This window comes from Bradyrhizobium sp. (assembly GCF_030646015.1).
Taxonomy (GTDB): Bacteria; Pseudomonadota; Alphaproteobacteria; order Rhizobiales; family Xanthobacteraceae; genus Bradyrhizobium.
This window is the reverse complement of the sequence record NZ_JAUSLT010000164.1, coordinates 22222-38064: the sequence shown is the minus strand read 5'-3', so window position 1 is coordinate 38064 and position 15843 is coordinate 22222. Positions and strand designations below refer to the sequence as shown.

The window sequence follows — 15843 nt, the reverse complement described above, 5'->3', positions numbered from 1 at the left end:
CGCGCTTCGCGCGCCCCGGAATGACGGAGACAAGATCATGATCCCCGTCACTTCCTTCGCGGGCAAGACCGTCGCGGTGTTCGGCCTCGGCGGTTCCGGGCTGGCGAGCTGCCACGCCTTGAAGGCGGGCGGCGCGGAAGTGATCGCCGGCGATGACAATGCCGACAACATCGCCAAGGCCGTGCAGGCCGGTTTCATCACCGCCGATTTACGAAAAGTGTCGTGGGCGAATTTCGCCGCGCTGGTGCTGACACCGGGCGCGCCGCTCACCCATCCGGCGCCGCACTGGTCGGTGCTGATGGCGCGCGAGGCCGGCGTCGAGGTGATCGGCGATATCGAATTGTTCTGCCGCGAGCGGCGGAGGCATGCGCCGGACGCGCCGTTCGTCGCCATCACCGGCACCAACGGCAAATCGACCACGACGGCGTTGATCGCGCATCTGATGCGCGTCGCCGGCTACGACACCCAGATGGGCGGCAATATCGGCACCGCGATCCTGTCGCTGGAGCCGCCGCGCATGGGCCGCGTCCACGTCATCGAGATGTCGTCGTACCAGATCGACCTCACGCCTAGCCTCGATCCCTCGGTCGGCATCCTGCTCAATGTCAGCGAAGACCATATCGACCGCCACGGCACGCTCGAACATTATGCCGCCGTCAAGGAGCGGCTGGTCGCCGGCGTGCAGCCGCAGGGCACCGCGATCGTCGGCGTCGACGACGGCTGGAGCCGCAACACCGCCGACCGGATCGAACAGGCGGGCCAGCGCGTGGTTCGCATCTCCGTGAAAAATCCGCTGCCGGACGGCGTCTATGTCGAGCGCGAAACCATCCTGCGCGCGGCCGGCGGCGCCCGCAGCGAGATCGCGCGGATCGGCGGCATCGGTTCGCTGCGCGGCCTGCACAACGCCCAAAACGCCGCCTGCGCCGCCGCCTGCGCGCTGGCGCTTGGTATCTCCCTTGAAGTTCTGCAAAACGGCCTGCGCAGCTTTCCCGGCCTCGCCCACCGCATGGAGCAGGTCGGCCGCCGCGGCAACGTGCTGTTCGTCAACGATTCCAAGGGCACCAATGCGGACGCCGCGGCGCATGCGCTGTCGTCGTTCGGCGACATCTTCTGGATCGCCGGCGGCAAACCGAAACTCGGCGGCATCACCGGCCTGAGCGAATATTTCCCGCGCATCCGCAAAGCCTATCTGATCGGCGAAGCGGCAGCGGAATTTTCCGGTACGCTCGGCGACCGGGTGCCGCACGAAATCTCCGAGACCCTCGAAGTCGCCGTCGCCAATGCCGCGCGCGACGCGGAAGCCTCCGGGTTGGCCGATCCCGTGGTGCTGCTGTCGCCGGCCTGCGCCTCGTTCGACCAGTACCGCAATTTCGAAATCCGGGGTGCTGCGTTCCGCGACCTCGTGACGGCGCTGGAGGGCGTCAAGCCGGTGGTGTGAGGGCAGGGTAGCGTACCGGTCGGCATGTCTCAAAGGTACCAGAATCTGACTTCCTGATCGCTCACCGCTTTCTCCAAGCGCTCGGCCGCGGCTTTGTGCTGATGATTTGCATTTTCTCACCCGGATCGGGTGGCGGATCGTCACGCCCGCGATAGAGCCACTCAAGCTTCCGCACGTGGCCCACGCCTGTTCCGTTGAAGAATGTCGTCGGGTTTGAGCGATACCGAAGCCCCGGAATCCAGCGATCGGGCTCCGGGTGGTTGAATCTGACGGCCACGAGCGAGCGTTTCGCTGCACGGCCTTCCTCGACGGTGCCGGGCCGGTAATGCTCTGCGTCGTCAGTTTCGCCGTCTGGAATGAATGTGACGGCGGTCGATGCGGGTCGGCGCTTGCGCTTCACCGCCGCGAACCGCTGCCGCACATACTCGCCGTCCTCCCATTGCTGGAAGTAAAGATTCTCCTCCGCCGCGATGCACTGGATGTCGTTGTATGCGTCGACGGCTGCTTCGCTTTTGAGCACGACGCGGCCATTTGTAACATCGAGCGAATACACCAGGCCGTCATAGCAGATCACTGAAAGGCGCGGCGACATAGGCATGACAAAGATCAGCCCTGACGAAGCGACGCCAAACCCTGAGCCGCCCAATTTCTCGAATGCGAAGCGGTTGAGCATGACTGCAGGATCGTCCGCGATGATAAAGTCGCGGTTTGTGCGGTTCTCAACGAAGCGGATTTTCAGGTCCTTTAACATGTCACGAGACTTCATTCCGAAGCGCATCGAACTCATGACGAGCTTCTTGTCGTCGGGCACCGGCTCTTTTTCCGGTGCCCATGTGTTAGCGTTCATCTGCTCGATCGAATGTCGGAATCGTGAGGCGGCCTTCGCTGTGCGCCAGTGTTGCAGACACATGAACAGGCTGATCTCTTTCCGATCGCTATCCGAATTGCCTCGAGCCATGACGCGATCGCGCGCGAGGCCGTACATGCCTTCGAGCCTGCCGAGGAGCGCTTCGAGCTGGCCGTCCTCGCCATACCAATAATGGCGCGCGCATTGACCCTTCACCGACGCATCGGGGATCAGCCGATCGGTGCGGATATTGTAGAGATTGATGCTCTTGTCCTCAGCATTCTTCGTAAAGGGGCGCAGCAACACCCGCGGCACGAAGTGTTGGTTCTTGTGATCCGCCATATCGCTGTCCCAACTCAAATAACGCCAGAACGCAGAACCCGTCTTCGCGGGTATGACGTGCTTTTGTAGCTCAATACCGTGCCCAATTTCCAAAGATACCAAAGTCATTAACCCCTTGGAAACCATCCTCCGCCACCAATGGGCAAACCCCTGTCTTTGGGAACGCCCATGATCTCCCGTGAACAACGCACCCCGCTTTCCGAATGGTGGTGGACGGTCGACCGCCTGCTGCTGGCGGCGATCGTCGCGCTGATGCTGGGCGGGGTCATCCTGTCGCTGGCGGCCAGTCCGCCTGTCGCGACCAGGATCGGGCTCGACCCGTTCCACTTCTTCAACCGCCATGTGCTGCTTTTGCTGCCGTCCGTCATCGTGCTGATCGGGGTCTCCTTCCTGTCGCCGCGGCAGATCCGGCGCGTCGCGCTGATCGTGTTCGCGCTCTCTGTCGTGCTGATCGTGGCGACGCTGCTGGTCGGACCCGAGGTCAAGGGATCGCGGCGATGGATCACGCTGATCGGCATCAACATCCAGGCTTCCGAATCCGCCAAGCCCGCCTTCGTGGTGCTGGCGGCATGGCTGTTCGCGGAATCGGCGCGGAAGCCGGATATGCCGGCCACCTCGATCGCACTGGGACTGCTGCTGACGCTGGTCGCGCTGTTGGTGATGCAGCCCGATTTCGGCCAGACCATGCTGGTCCTGATGGTGTGGGGCGCGCTGTTCTTCATCGCGGGCATGCGGATGATCTGGGTGGCGGGGCTCGCGGCCACTGCCGGCGCCGGGCTGTTCGGGGCGTATTTGCTGGTGCCGCACGTCGCCTTCCGCATCAAGCGCTTCATGAATCCGGGTACGGGCGACACTTTCCAGGTCGATACCGCGATGGAAGCCTTCTCCAATGGCGGCTGGTTCGGGCTTGGCCCGGGCGAAGGCATCGCCAAGCGCAGCCTGCCGGACAGCCATACCGACTTCGTATTCGCGGTCGCGGCGGAGGAGTTCGGCATCATCCTGTGCCTGGCGCTGCTGGCGCTGTTCGCCTTTGTCGTGATCCGCGCGCTGTTGCGCGCCTATGCCACCGAGGATCTGTTCTCGCGGTTCGCGGCATCCGGCCTCGCCATCCTGTTCGGGGTGCAGGCCGCGATCAACATGTCGGTCAATCTGCAACTGATACCGGCCAAGGGCATGACCCTGCCGTTCATTTCCTATGGCGGCTCGTCGATCATCTCGCTGGCCTACAGCGTCGGCATGTTGCTGGCGCTGACGCGGCTGCGACCGCGCACCGAGATGGAATCGATCGGCGACGCCAACGCCGCGCCGAACTACGCTTGACGACACACGCGTATCGCTTGCTGCCCATGCTTCGAGACGCATCGCTTCGCGATGCTCCTCAGCATGAGGTTGTTGTGTTTCAGCAAGTTACACCTCATCCTGAGGAGCCGCGCGCGCTTCGCGCGGCGTCTCGAAGGATGGGCAGCAACCTCGATTTTTGATTCCGGATACCGGGCTATCTCATGGACAATTCATCGCCCCTTATTCTGCTGGCCGCCGGCGGCACCGGCGGCCATCTGTTTCCCGCCGAGGCGCTTGGCGTCGAACTGATCCGGCGCGGTTTTCGCGTGCGGCTTGCGACCGATTCCCGCGCGCTGCGCTACAGCGGCCTGTTCACCAGGGACACCATCGACGTGGTGCCGAGCGAAACCGTGCGCGGCCGCTCGCCATGGTCGCTGGCCCGCACCGGCATGCTGCTCGCCGCCGGCACCGCGGTGTCGCTCAATCTGATGCGCCGATTGAAGCCCGCGGCCGTGGTCGGCTTTGGCGGCTATCCGACATTGCCGCCGCTGCTGGCCGCCCGGCTGTTCGGCGTGCCCGCCATCATTCACGAGGCCAATGCGGTGCTCGGCCGCGCCAACCGGTTCCTGTCGAGCCGTGTCAGCGCCATCGCGACCTCGCTGCCCGGCGTGCTCGATCGCGATCCGGCACTCGCCGGCAAGACCACCACCGTCGGCACGCCGATGCGCCCGGCGATCCTCGCCGCGGCCGCGGTGAAATTTGCTGCGCCTGACGCGGCCGGCCCGCTCCGCCTGCTGGTGGTAGGCGGCAGCCAGGGCGCGCGGGTGATGGCCGATATCGTGCCCGGTGCGATCGAGCGGCTGGAGCCGGCGCTGTGGAGCCGGTTGATCCTCACCCAGCAGGTGCGCGACGAAGACATGGCGCGGGTGCGCGCGGTCTATGACCGGCTCAGGATATCAGCCGAACTGGCGCCGTTCTTCACCGATCTGCCGGCGCGGCTGGCGTCGAACCATCTGGTGGTCTCGCGCTCCGGCGCCGGCACCGTGGCCGAACTCGCCGCCATCGGCCGGCCGTCGATCCTGGTGCCGCTGCCCGGCTCGATCGATCAGGATCAGTTCGCCAATGCCGGGGTGCTGGCGCAGGTGAACGGCGCGATCCGGATTCCGCAGACGGATTTCACGCCCGACCGGCTGGCCGCGGAGATCTCGGTGCTGGCCGCCGAGCCGGAACGGCTGACCGCGATGGCCGCCAGCGCCCGCACCATGGGCCGGCTGGACGCCGCCGATCGGCTGGCCGATCTGGTGGTGAAAGTGGCGGGAATCTGACGTCTGCGTCATTCCGGGGCGCTCGCATCGCGAGCGAACCCGGAATCTCGAGATTCCGGGTTCACTCACTGCATGACTGCCCCGGAATGACGAAAAAGCGCTTGTCAGTGCCTTCCGAAGCAAGGCATCCAGTACGCACAATGACAGGGATACCCTCATGAGACTGCCGCGCGAGATCGGCCCCATCCACTTCGTCGGGATCGGCGGCATCGGCATGAGCGGCATCGCCGAGGTGTTGTGCAATCTCGGCTATACCGTGCAGGGCTCCGACGCTTCCGAGGGCGCCAACGTCACCCGGCTGCGCGACAAGGGCATCAAGATCTCGGTCGGCCACAAGGCCGAGAACGTCGCCGGCGCCGATGTGCTGGTGGTCTCGACCGCGATCAAGCGCGACAATCCCGAACTGATGGCGGCCCGCGCGCAGCGCATCCCGGTGGTGCGCCGCGCCGAAATGCTGGCGGAATTGATGCGGCTGAAGAGCTGCGTCGCCATCGCCGGCACCCATGGCAAGACCACGACCACCTCGATGGTCGCCGCGCTGCTCGATGCCGGCGATCTCGATCCGACCGTGATCAATGGCGGCATCATCAATGCCTACGGCACCAACGCCCGGCTCGGCGCCGGCGAGTGGATGGTGGTGGAGGCCGACGAGAGCGACGGCACGTTTTTGAAGCTGCCGGCCGACGTCGCCATCGTCACCAATGTCGATCCGGAGCACCTCGACCACTTCGGGACCTTCGAGGCGGTGCAGGACGCGTTCCGCCATTTTGTCGAGAACGTGCCGTTCTATGGGTTTGCCGTGATGTGCATCGATCACCCGGTGGTGCAGACCATCGTCGGCAAGATCGAGGACCGCCGCATCATCACCTATGGCGAAAATCCGCAGGCCGACGCGCGGCTGGTCGATCTGGTCCCGATGGGCGGCGGCTCGAAATTCAAGGTCGCGTTCCGCGACCGCAAGGCCGGCACCTCGCACGAGATCGCCGACATCATGCTGCCGATGCCGGGGCGGCACAACGCGCTGAACGCCACCTCGGCGATCGCAGTGGCGCATGAGCTCGGCCTGTCCGACGACGTCATCCGCAAGGCGCTGGCCGGCTTCGGCGGCGTCAAGCGGCGCTTCACCAGGACCGGCGAATGGAACGGCGTCACCATCATCGACGATTACGGCCATCACCCGGTCGAGATCGCGGCGGTGCTGAAGGCGGCGCGGGAATCCACAGATGGCCGGATCATCGCCGTGGTGCAGCCGCATCGTTTTACGCGCCTGCAGTCGCTGTTCGAGGAATTTTGCACCTGCTTCAACGACGCCGATACCGTCGTCGTCGCCGAGGTCTATCCGGCCGGCGAGGCGCCGATCGAGGGCATCGACCGCGATCATTTCGTCCTCGGCCTGCGCGCCCATGGCCATCGCGAGGTGATCCCGCTGCCGGCTTCCAGCGATCTCGCGCGCGTCGTCGCCGGAGTCGCGAAGCGCGGCGACTATGTCATCTGCCTCGGCGCCGGCAACATCACGCAATGGGCCTACGCGCTGCCCGGCGAATTGAAGGCGCTGGGGTGAGCGTGGTGACGTTTCCCGACATCACGCCCGATCTGAAAGCCGCGATGCCTGACTTGCGCGGGCGCCTCTTGGCGAACCAGTCGCTGGCGGAGCTGACCTGGTTTCGGGTTGGCGGGCCGGCGCAGATGCTGTTCACGCCGGCGGATGAGGACGATCTGGCTTATTTCCTGTCGCATTTGCCGCACGAGCTTGCCGTCACGGTCGTCGGCGTCGGCTCCAATCTGATCGTGCGCGATGGCGGCATCCCGGGCGTGGTGATCCGGCTCGGTCCGCGAGGTTTTGGCGAGACCAGCGCCGAGGGCGATACCGTCAGCGCCGGGGCTGCGGCGCTCGACAAGCGCGTGGCCGAAACCGCGGCGGCCGCCAATATCGGCGGGCTGGAATTCTATTTCGGCATTCCCGGCACTATCGGCGGCGCATTGCGCATGAACGCCGGCGCCAACGGGGCGGAGACCAAAGACGTGCTGATCGAGGCATCAGGCATCGGCCGCGACGGCAGGAAGAATACGTTCAGCAATGCCGACATGAAATTCGTCTACCGCAGCAGCGGCGTCGATCCTTCCATCATCTTCACCTCGGCGCGCTTTCGCGGCACCATCACCGCACCGGAAGCCATTCGCGCGCGGATGAACGAGGTGCAGACCCATCGCGAGACCGCGCAGCCGATCCGCGAAAAAACCGGCGGATCGACCTTCCAGAATCCGCCCGGCCACAGCGCCTGGAAGCTGATCGACGCCGCCGGCTGTCGGGGCCTGCGCGTCGGCGGCGCCCAGGTGTCGGAGATGCACTGCAATTTCCTGATCAACACCGGGGCTGCGACCGGCCATGATATCGAAACCCTCGGCGATACCGTGCGCGCGCGGGTGAAGCAAAATTCCGGAATTGAGCTACACTGGGAAATCAAGCGGATCGGAATCGAGCAAAGCTGATGCGGATTACCATTCTTTTCGGCGGCACCAACAAGGAGCGGCTGGTGTCGGTCGCCTCGGCGCAGGCGCTGTGCCGGGCGCTGCCCGAAGCCGATTTGTGGTTCTGGGATGTCGACGACACCGTGCGTGCGGTCCGCTCCGAGGCGCTGCTTGGCCATACGCGGCCGTTCGAGGATGATTTCAAGCCTGCAAACCGCGGCGTCGCCTTGGCGCAGGCACTCGATGCCGCGAAGGCCGAGGATCGTTTGCTGGTGCTCGGCCTGCATGGCGGCAGGGCGGAGAATGGCGAGTTGCAGGCGATGTGCGAGATGCGCGGCATTCCCTTCACCGGCTCCGGCTCGGCGTCGTCGCATCTGGCGTTCGACAAGGTGGCGGCCAAGCGCTTCGCGGCCATCGCGGGGGTCGAGGCGCCCACAGGCGTCGCACTGGAAGATATCGATGCGGCGTTTGCCAGATACGGCAAGCTGATCGCAAAGCCGGCGCGCGACGGCTCGAGCTACGGGCTGATTTTCGTCAACGCGCAGCAGGACCTCGCGGCGGTTCGCAACGCGGCGAAGACCGAAGAATACCTGATCGAGCCGTTCATCTCGGGCGCCGAAGCGACCTGCGGCGTGCTGGAGCAGCCGGACGGCTCGCTCACGGCGCTGCCGCCGATCGAGATCATCCCGGCGGAAGGCGGCTTCGGGTTCGATTACCGGGCCAAATATCTCGCGGCGGCCACCCAGGAAATCTGCCCTGGCCGTTTTGCCCCTGACATCATGGCCGAGCTGATGGAGCAGGCATTGAAGGCGCACAAGGCGCTGTCGTGCAGCGGCTATTCGCGTTCGGACTTCATCGTGGCGGAGAAGGGACCGGTTTTCCTCGAAACCAACACGCTGCCGGGCCTGACCCAGGCCTCGCTCTATCCGAAGGCGCTCAAGGCCCAGGGCATCGCATTCGCCGACTTCCTGCACGACCAGATCGCGCTGGCGGCCCAACGCGCGCGGAGGTAGCCGGCTTTCGGGGGAGTATCGCGCGGGAACGGGCCTAACCGAGGGGCGGGCTGGTTCCATTGATAAAAATGTTACGATTGTCAGGCAAAGTCCTCAGAAGGCGGCGCAAATCACCCCCTGCCTGCACCCGGTTTACCCTTTGTTTACCAGGAAGTCCGAAGGTTAACGCTGGCGGCGCATGTGGCGCTTGGCTGCCGGGGCGTGAGCTGTTGCGGATCTTCCGCTGCGACCAACCGGCATTACCAGGACGTCCTATGTGCCAGAACTCGCAAGCGTTTTTCTTGCGGGCAACATTTGACGAGCTCGTGCAATGGATGGTGCAGGACGCCTCGCTCGATCGCTGAGATCGCTGGGGCCCCAGGCTGACCTGAAAGCTGCCGCCATTGGCGCGGTCGTGCTGTTGCGCGAGCGGCTGGGCTTGCCGCGCAAGGCTCGTAATAAGCCTGCCACCAAGCCTGCCAAAAAACCGCGCCTGCAGCGCGAGCAGCCGAACCGCCTGATCGCCTTTCTCGAGCGTTATCTTCCCAACCGCGCCGGCGTCGCCGCCACCGTGCTGCTGCTGCTCGGCAGCACCGGCTTCGGCATCGTCAAGGGCGGGCATCTCGCCGATTTCACCGCGGCGCTGAGCGATACCCGCAATGCGATCGCCAATTCCGCCGGTTTCCGCATCACCGCGGTCGCCATCAATGGCCGCAAGCAGCTGACCCAGGACGAGGTGCTCGCGATCGGCGGCGTCAACGGCCGCTCGTCGCTGCTGTTCCTCGACGCCGCCACCGTGCGCGACAAGCTGAAAGCCAATCCCTGGATCGGCGAAGCCACCGTGCTGAAGCTTTATCCCGGCCAGCTCCAGATCGATATCGTCGAACGCTCGGCCTTCGCGCTGTGGCAGAACGACGGCCGGCTGGCGGTGATTGCCGATGACGGCGCGGTGCTGGAGCCCTATCTGTCGCGCCGCTTCATTTCGCTGCCGCTGGTGGTCGGCAAGGGCGCCGACACCCATGCCAGGGATTTCCTCGCGCTGCTCGACCGCTATCCGCAGGTGAAGAGCCAGACCAAGGCCGCGATCTTCGTCGGCGAACGGCGCTGGAACCTGCGCCTCAAGGATGGTCTCGATATCCGCCTGCCCGAACACGACGTCGGCAACGCGCTGGCGGCGCTGTCGAAACTCGACCGGGAAGACCGGCTGTTCTCGCGCGACATCGTCGCGGTCGACATGCGGCTGCCGGACCGGCTGACGGTGCAATTGTCGGAAGACGCCGCCAAGGCCCGCGAAGAACTGTTCAAGGAAAAGAAGCCGAAGAAGAAGGCCGGTGACGCATGACCGGTCTCGATCGCAACCAGACGCCGAAGACGCGCCCGATGCCGCAGAAGCGCACCGCGCTGGTGGCGTCGCTCGATATCGGCACCAGCAAGATCGCCTGCATGATCGCGCGGCTGAAGCCGTGCCCGCCGAACGAGGCCCTGCGCGGCCGCAGCCATGCCGTCGAATTGATCGGCTACAGCCAGATCCAGTCGCGCGGCGTGAAGGCCGGCGCGGTGGTCGATCTCGCCGAATGCGAGCAGGCGGTGCGCCAGGCGGTGGCGTTGGCCGAACGCATGGCCAAGGTCCGGGTCGAGTCCGTGCTGCTCTCGGTCTCGGGCGGCCGGCTGCAGGGTCAATTGATCGAAGCCGCGGCCGACATCAAGGGCGGCGCGGTCACCTCGGCCGACGTCACCCGCATCACCTCCACCGGCATGCGCCACGCCACCGGCGAGGGCCGCACCGTGCTGCATGCGCTGCCGGTCGGCTACGCGCTGGACGGCGTCAAGGGCATCCGCGATCCCCGGGGCATGGTGGCGCGCCAGTTCGGCGTCGACATGAACGTGGTCACCTCGGAGGCCACCGCCGCCAAGAACCTGATGCTGGTGGTCGAGCGCTGCCATCTCAACGTCGAAGCCATGGCGGCGAGTCCTTATGTCGCAGGTCTCTCGGTTTTGACCGACGACGAAGCCGATATCGGCGCCGCCGTGGTCGAAATGGGGGCGGGCACCACCACCATCGCGACCTACTCCGGCGGGCGTTTCGTGCATGCCAGCGGCTTTGCGGTCGGCGGGCAACACATCACCATGGATCTTGCGCGCGGCCTTTCGGCCTGCATTGCGGATGCCGAGCGAATCAAGACGTTATATGGCACCGTGCTGACCGGCGGGTCCGACGCGCGCGAGTTGATGTCCGTGCCTGCTGCCGGCGACAACGAGCGGGATGCTCCGCAGATCGTGTCCCGCGCCACGATCGCGAACATCGTTCGGCACCGCGCCGAGGAGATTTTTGAAATGGTCAGGGACCGGCTCGCGGATTCCCCCTTTGCGGCAGAGCCGAGGGCGCGAGTGGTCCTGAGCGGCGGCGCTTCGCAGCTGACCGGCATTCCCGAACTGGCAACCCAGATCCTCGGCCGGCCGGTGCGCATCGGCCGTCCGCTCGGCTTCGGCCGGTTGCCCAACGAGGCCAAGAGCGCATCGTTCGCGGTGCCGACGGGGCTGCTGGTCTATCCGCAATACGCTCATCTTGAACATGTCGAACCGCGGCATACGCGGCAGCTCAGGACAGGGACTGACGGTTATTTCGGAAAGGTCGGACGATGGCTTCGCGAGGGCTTCTGATGAACCATTTCCGTACCTTTAGGAATTCACCAACTCCCACGGCCGCCGGCCGGGGCGAACCAACGCGCGCGTCGTAATCGAGAGGCAATCATGGCACTCAATCTCACTCCCCCAGACATCAGCGAACTGAAGCCCCGGATCACCGTCTTCGGCGTCGGTGGAGCTGGCGGCAATGCCGTCAACAACATGATCACCGCCGGGCTCCAGGGGGTCGATTTCGTCGTCGCCAACACCGACGCGCAGGCGCTCACCATGTCGAAGGCCCAGCGCATCGTGCAGATGGGCACCCAGGTCACGCAGGGCCTCGGCGCAGGCTCCCAGCCGGACGTCGGCGCGGCAGCTGCCCAGGAAGTCATCGATGAAATCCGCGACCATCTCTCCGGCGCCAATATGGTGTTCGTCACCGCCGGCATGGGCGGCGGCACCGGCACCGGGGCAGCCCCCGTCATTGCCAAGACCGCGCGCGACATGGGCATCCTCACCGTCGGTGTGGTGACCAAGCCGTTCCACTTCGAGGGCCAGCGCCGCATGCGCACCGCCGAGGCCGGCATTGCCGAGCTGCACAAGGTGGTCGATACGCTCCTGATCATCCCGAACCAGAACCTGTTCCGGGTCGCCAACGAGAAGACCACCTTCGCCGACGCCTTCGCGATGGCCGACCAGGTGCTCTATTCGGGCGTCGCCTGCATCACCGATTTGATGGTCAAGGAAGGCCTGATCAACCTCGACTTCGCCGACGTTCGCGCCGTGATGCGCGAGATGGGCAAGGCGATGATGGGCACCGGCGAGGCCACCGGCGAGAAGCGCGCGCTGACCGCGGCCGAGGCCGCGATCGCCAATCCGCTGATCGACGATTCCTCGATGAAGGGCGCCCGTGGCCTGCTGATCTCGATCACCGGCGGCAAGGATCTGACCCTGTTCGAGGTCGACGAAGCTGCCACCCGCATTCGCGAGGAAGTCGACCAGGACGCCAACATCATCGTCGGCGCCACCTTCGACGAGACCCTCGATGGCGTGATCCGCGTCTCCGTCGTTGCCACCGGCATCGAGCAGGCGCTGATCTCGCGCAATGCCGGTACCCCGGCGCCGGCCGTGACCAACGCGGTCGCTGCCCCGGCTCCGGTTTCCGCGCCCGACAGCCGTCTGGCCGATCTGACCGCCCGCCTGCGCGCCGACAATGCCCGCATCGCGGAACGCACCCAGAAGCTGGAAGCCGCTCCCGCTCCGCAGGCGGCGCCCGCTGCACCCCAGCGTGCTTCCAGCAGTGTCGAACGCGCCGCACTGGCCGCGATCGCCGCGGCGGTCGCCCCGGAAGCCCCGCAACCGGCTGCGCCGCTGCAGCAGGCGTCGTATGGCGACGTCACGGTTCGCCCGATCGCACAGAAGCCGTCGCTGTTCCCGGATCATGACGTCGCGCGCGTCGAGACCCCGGAGCCGGCGACACCCGAGACCTTCATCCCGCAAGCCGCCGAGCGTCCGCCGGTCCGCGCGCCCAGGATGCCGAAGTTCGAAGACCTGCCGATGCCGGCCCAGGCCGAAATCCGCCAGGCCCGCGGCGAAACCGAGGAGGAGCATCCGCAGAAGCAGCGGATGTCGCTGCTGCAGCGCCTCGCCAATGTCGGCCTTGGCCGCCGCGACGAAGAGACCGAGCCGCCGATCGCGGCCCGCGCCTCCGGTCCGGCAATGCCCCCGATGCCGTCATTGCCGGAACGCAAGCCCCAGCGCACGGTGGCCCAGCAGATCGCGTCGCATGATCCCGTCTCGGAGTATGCCAGGCGGCCCGCGCCGCAGGGACTGGACATTCACGGTCGTCCGGCACCTGTTGCTGCAGCGCCACAGGGCGACGATCATTTGGATATCCCGGCCTTCCTGCGCCGCCAGTCCAACTGAAGTTTGTTACAATTCTGACGGCCAAAAAGGTCCCGGCGGTATCCGCCGGGACCTTTTCCTTTGCCCGCGCAAGGCAGCCAAGGGTCCAGCCAAGCGGCTGATATTAAATGATTAATTATGTATTTGTGATTGGATGCACGGGCCGAACCTGCCCTTAACCGTGCCGCATTTTGGTTAACCTTTGGCGTGAATACGGCAGAGATAGGGTAACAATCGGTAAAAAAGCGTGAGTTGGCGCTGTTTGAGGCAGTGACTATGGTCTGCCGTGACTTGGGGATACTGAAAGCGAATCGACTGGCGTAGTCGCGTCATTCCGGTCTTTTAGTAAGTCGGGTAGTGGGCAGTTAAGAATGAAATTCAGCCGGCAAACAACGCTTCGGTCGCAAGCCACTGTGACGGGCGTCGGCGTTCATTCCGGTTTACCCGTTAATCTCACCCTTGGACCTGCACCCGTCGATGCGGGTTTTATTTTTGTCCGCACCGGCCTCGATGGCTGCGACCGCGAAGTTCAGGCGTCCGCCGAATCCGTGATCGCCACCGAATTTGCAACCGTTTTGGGCGACCGCGACGGCCCGCTGGTCTCGACCGCCGAGCATGTGCTCGCCGCGCTGCGCGGCATGGGCGTCGATAACGCCGTCATCGAAGTCGATGGCTCCGAAGTTCCGATCATGGACGGCAGCGCCGCGGCTTTCGTCGCCGCGATCGATCAGGCCGGTATTGTTACGCAGCAGGCGACGCGCCGCTTCATCCAGGTGCTGAAGCCGGTGCAGGTCCGAATCGGCGATTCGTTCGGCGAATTGCGCCCGCATGCCGCCGGTTTCCGCGCCGAGGTCGAAATCGATTTCGCCAATGCGGTGATCGGCCGCCAGAGCTACACGCTCGATCTCAACCCGGAACGGTTCCGCCGCGAGATTGCCCGCGCCCGCACCTTCGGATGCATGAGCGATGTGGCGCGACTCTGGAGCGCTGGTTTTGCGCTCGGCGCCTCCTTCGAGAATTCGGTGGTGTTCGACGACACCCGCCTGCTCAATACCGAAGGGCTGCGCTACAGCGACGAATGCGCCCGCCACAAGGTGCTGGACGTGATCGGCGACCTCGCGCTGGCCGGCCTGCCGCTGCTCGGCGCCTACCGCTCGGTGCGCGGCGGCCACAAGCTCAACCACGCGGTGCTGACCGCCCTGATGGCCGATCGCAGCGCCTGGCGGGTGATCGAGGCCGAAACGGCCCGCCGTTCTTCGCGCGGTGCCGAAGCCGGCAGCGGCATGGTGGGCGGCATGGTCGCCCCGGCCTACGGCCCCGACGTTTCCTGATTTTTCCGGGTTCCAGAGCGGCACCTCAAGTCCCTCATGGTGAGGAGCAGGCCGGCAGCGCCATTGCGCTGCCGACGTGCGTCTCGAACCATCTGGCACTACGCCGCTGCCATCCTTCGAGACGCCACGCGAAGAGCGCGCGGCTCCTCAGGATGAGGTATGAACCTGTTGAAGCAGGCCTAATGCACCGATTTCCCGCAGTAACCATGATCGGCCGCAATCCGGGCGGGCCGCCTTAATCCGGGCGAAATGCCTGCGTATTCGGTTGGTTAACGGACTTTTTTCAGCTAAATAGGCCCGCGTTTGCGCGACAAGGCGCTACGGGCACGGCGATCATTGCGTCCATGACCACGCTCATGGCGTGGCGGGCTCCGCATCACAGGCGTCAGGTCTTATTTCTATGTCGGCACAGCGTATGACGGCTCGTTCGGACCTTGCTCGCTTTGGGCGGCAGTTGCGGCTGGCCGCGGGTCTGCTGGCGCTGGCGATTCCCCTGAGCGGGTGCGGCAGCAGCTCGCTGTGGGACAAGTTCACGGCGAAGGACGATACCTTCAACGAAGAGCCCGCCGACAAGCTCTACAATGAGGGCTTGTACCTCATGAACCAGCGCAAGGATCCGAAGGCGGCGTCGAAGAAGTTCGAGGAAGTCGACCGCCAGCATCCTTATTCCGACTGGGCGCGCAAATCGCTGCTGATGTCGGCCTATTCGTTCTACAATTCCGGCGACTACGACAGCTGCATCGGCGCGGCGACCCGTTACGTCACTCTGCATCCCGGCAGCTCCGACGCCGCCTACGCGCAATATCTGATCGCCGCCTCGCATTACGACCAGATTCCGGACGTTTCCCGCGATCAGGGCCGCACCGAGAAGGCGATCGCCGCGCTCGAGGAAGTGATCCGCAAATACCCGACGTCGGAATACGCCAACAGCGCCAAGGCCAAGCTGGAAGGCGCGCGCGACCAGCTCGCCGGCAAGGAAATGGAAGTCGGCCGCTATAACCTGGAAAAGCGCAACTTCACCGGCGCCATCAACCGCTTCAAGACCGTGGTGACGCAGTATCAGACCACTAGGCATGTCGAGGAAGCGCTGGCGCGGCTGACCGAGGCCTATATGGCGATCGGCATCGTCGGCGAGGCGCAAACCGCAGCTGCCGTGCTCGGGCACAATTTTCCCGACAGCAAGTGGTACAAGGACGCCTACAATCTGGTAAAGTCCGGTGGAGTCGAGCCCAGCGAAAACAAGGGCTCCTATATTTCCAGGGCCTTCAAGAAATTGGGTCTCGGCTAG

Annotated in this window: 12 protein-coding genes and 2 pseudogenes; 13 read left to right on the top strand and 1 reads right to left on the bottom strand. The window is 65.0% G+C overall.

Going from position 1 to position 15843, the window contains the following annotated elements; translation table 11 throughout:
• Positions 1-37 precede the first annotated feature (37 nt).
• Positions 38-1438, top strand: coding sequence for a UDP-N-acetylmuramoyl-L-alanine--D-glutamate ligase (gene murD, locus Q7T45_RS24225; RefSeq protein ID WP_304874256.1), 1401 nt, complete (start codon positions 38-40; stop codon positions 1436-1438).
• A gap of 61 nt (positions 1439-1499) precedes the next feature.
• Here murD and Q7T45_RS24220 read toward each other — a convergent pair whose 3' ends face one another.
• Entirely contained in the window at positions 1500-2753 is a 1254-nt protein-coding gene (locus Q7T45_RS24220) for a DUF4238 domain-containing protein (protein ID WP_304874255.1), read from the bottom strand.
• Between the two features lie 42 nt (positions 2754-2795).
• On the opposite strand from Q7T45_RS24220, the gene Q7T45_RS24215 reads away from it, so the two are divergent.
• The 12 genes and pseudogenes from Q7T45_RS24215 (at position 2796) to Q7T45_RS24165 (ending at position 15843) form a co-directional block, all read left to right on the top strand.
• The gene (locus tag Q7T45_RS24215; RefSeq protein ID WP_304874254.1) at positions 2796-3947 is read left to right on the top strand and encodes a putative peptidoglycan glycosyltransferase FtsW; all 1152 of its coding nucleotides are present in this window, start codon (positions 2796-2798) and stop codon (positions 3945-3947) included.
• Between the two features lie 182 nt (positions 3948-4129).
• Complete coding sequence (murG, locus tag Q7T45_RS24210) at positions 4130-5233, top strand: undecaprenyldiphospho-muramoylpentapeptide beta-N-acetylglucosaminyltransferase (protein ID WP_304874252.1); 1104 nt, start codon at positions 4130-4132, stop codon at positions 5231-5233.
• A gap of 157 nt (positions 5234-5390) precedes the next feature.
• Positions 5391-6794, top strand: coding sequence for a UDP-N-acetylmuramate--L-alanine ligase (gene murC, locus Q7T45_RS24205; RefSeq protein WP_304874251.1), 1404 nt, complete (start codon positions 5391-5393; stop codon positions 6792-6794).
• A gap of 5 nt (positions 6795-6799) precedes the next feature.
• Positions 6800-7723, top strand: a complete 924-nt coding sequence (murB, locus tag Q7T45_RS24200) for a UDP-N-acetylmuramate dehydrogenase (protein ID WP_304874249.1) — start codon at positions 6800-6802, stop codon at positions 7721-7723.
• Positions 7723-8715, top strand: a complete 993-nt coding sequence (locus Q7T45_RS24195) for a D-alanine--D-alanine ligase (protein ID WP_304874248.1) — start codon at positions 7723-7725, stop codon at positions 8713-8715. The genes murB and Q7T45_RS24195 overlap by 1 nt, the downstream gene beginning before the upstream one ends.
• Positions 8716-8781: 66 nt before the next feature.
• Positions 8782-8922: pseudogene (locus Q7T45_RS29080) on the top strand (D-alanine--D-alanine ligase); the annotation flags it as partial.
• A gap of 28 nt (positions 8923-8950) precedes the next feature.
• Positions 8951-9059: pseudogene (locus Q7T45_RS29075) on the top strand (D-alanine--D-alanine ligase); the annotation flags it as partial.
• Positions 9026-10036 carry a cell division protein FtsQ/DivIB gene (locus Q7T45_RS24185; protein ID WP_304874247.1) on the top strand — a complete coding sequence of 337 codons (1011 nt, stop codon included), beginning with the start codon at positions 9026-9028 and terminating at the stop codon, positions 10034-10036. The pseudogene Q7T45_RS29075 and the gene Q7T45_RS24185, both read left to right, overlap by 34 nt.
• Positions 10033-11355 carry a cell division protein FtsA gene (ftsA, locus tag Q7T45_RS24180; protein WP_304874246.1) on the top strand — a complete coding sequence of 441 codons (1323 nt, stop codon included), beginning with the start codon at positions 10033-10035 and terminating at the stop codon, positions 11353-11355. The genes Q7T45_RS24185 and ftsA overlap by 4 nt, the downstream gene beginning before the upstream one ends.
• 90 nt (positions 11356-11445) lie before the next feature.
• Positions 11446-13245, top strand: a complete 1800-nt coding sequence (gene ftsZ, locus Q7T45_RS24175; RefSeq protein WP_304874245.1) for a cell division protein FtsZ — start codon at positions 11446-11448, stop codon at positions 13243-13245.
• Between the two features lie 350 nt (positions 13246-13595).
• Positions 13596-14555, top strand: coding sequence for a UDP-3-O-acyl-N-acetylglucosamine deacetylase (gene lpxC / locus Q7T45_RS24170; protein ID WP_304874242.1), 960 nt, complete (start codon positions 13596-13598; stop codon positions 14553-14555).
• A 400-nt stretch (positions 14556-14955) separates the two neighbouring features.
• Positions 14956-15843 carry an outer membrane protein assembly factor BamD gene (locus Q7T45_RS24165; protein WP_304874239.1) on the top strand — a complete coding sequence of 296 codons (888 nt, stop codon included), beginning with the start codon at positions 14956-14958 and terminating at the stop codon, positions 15841-15843.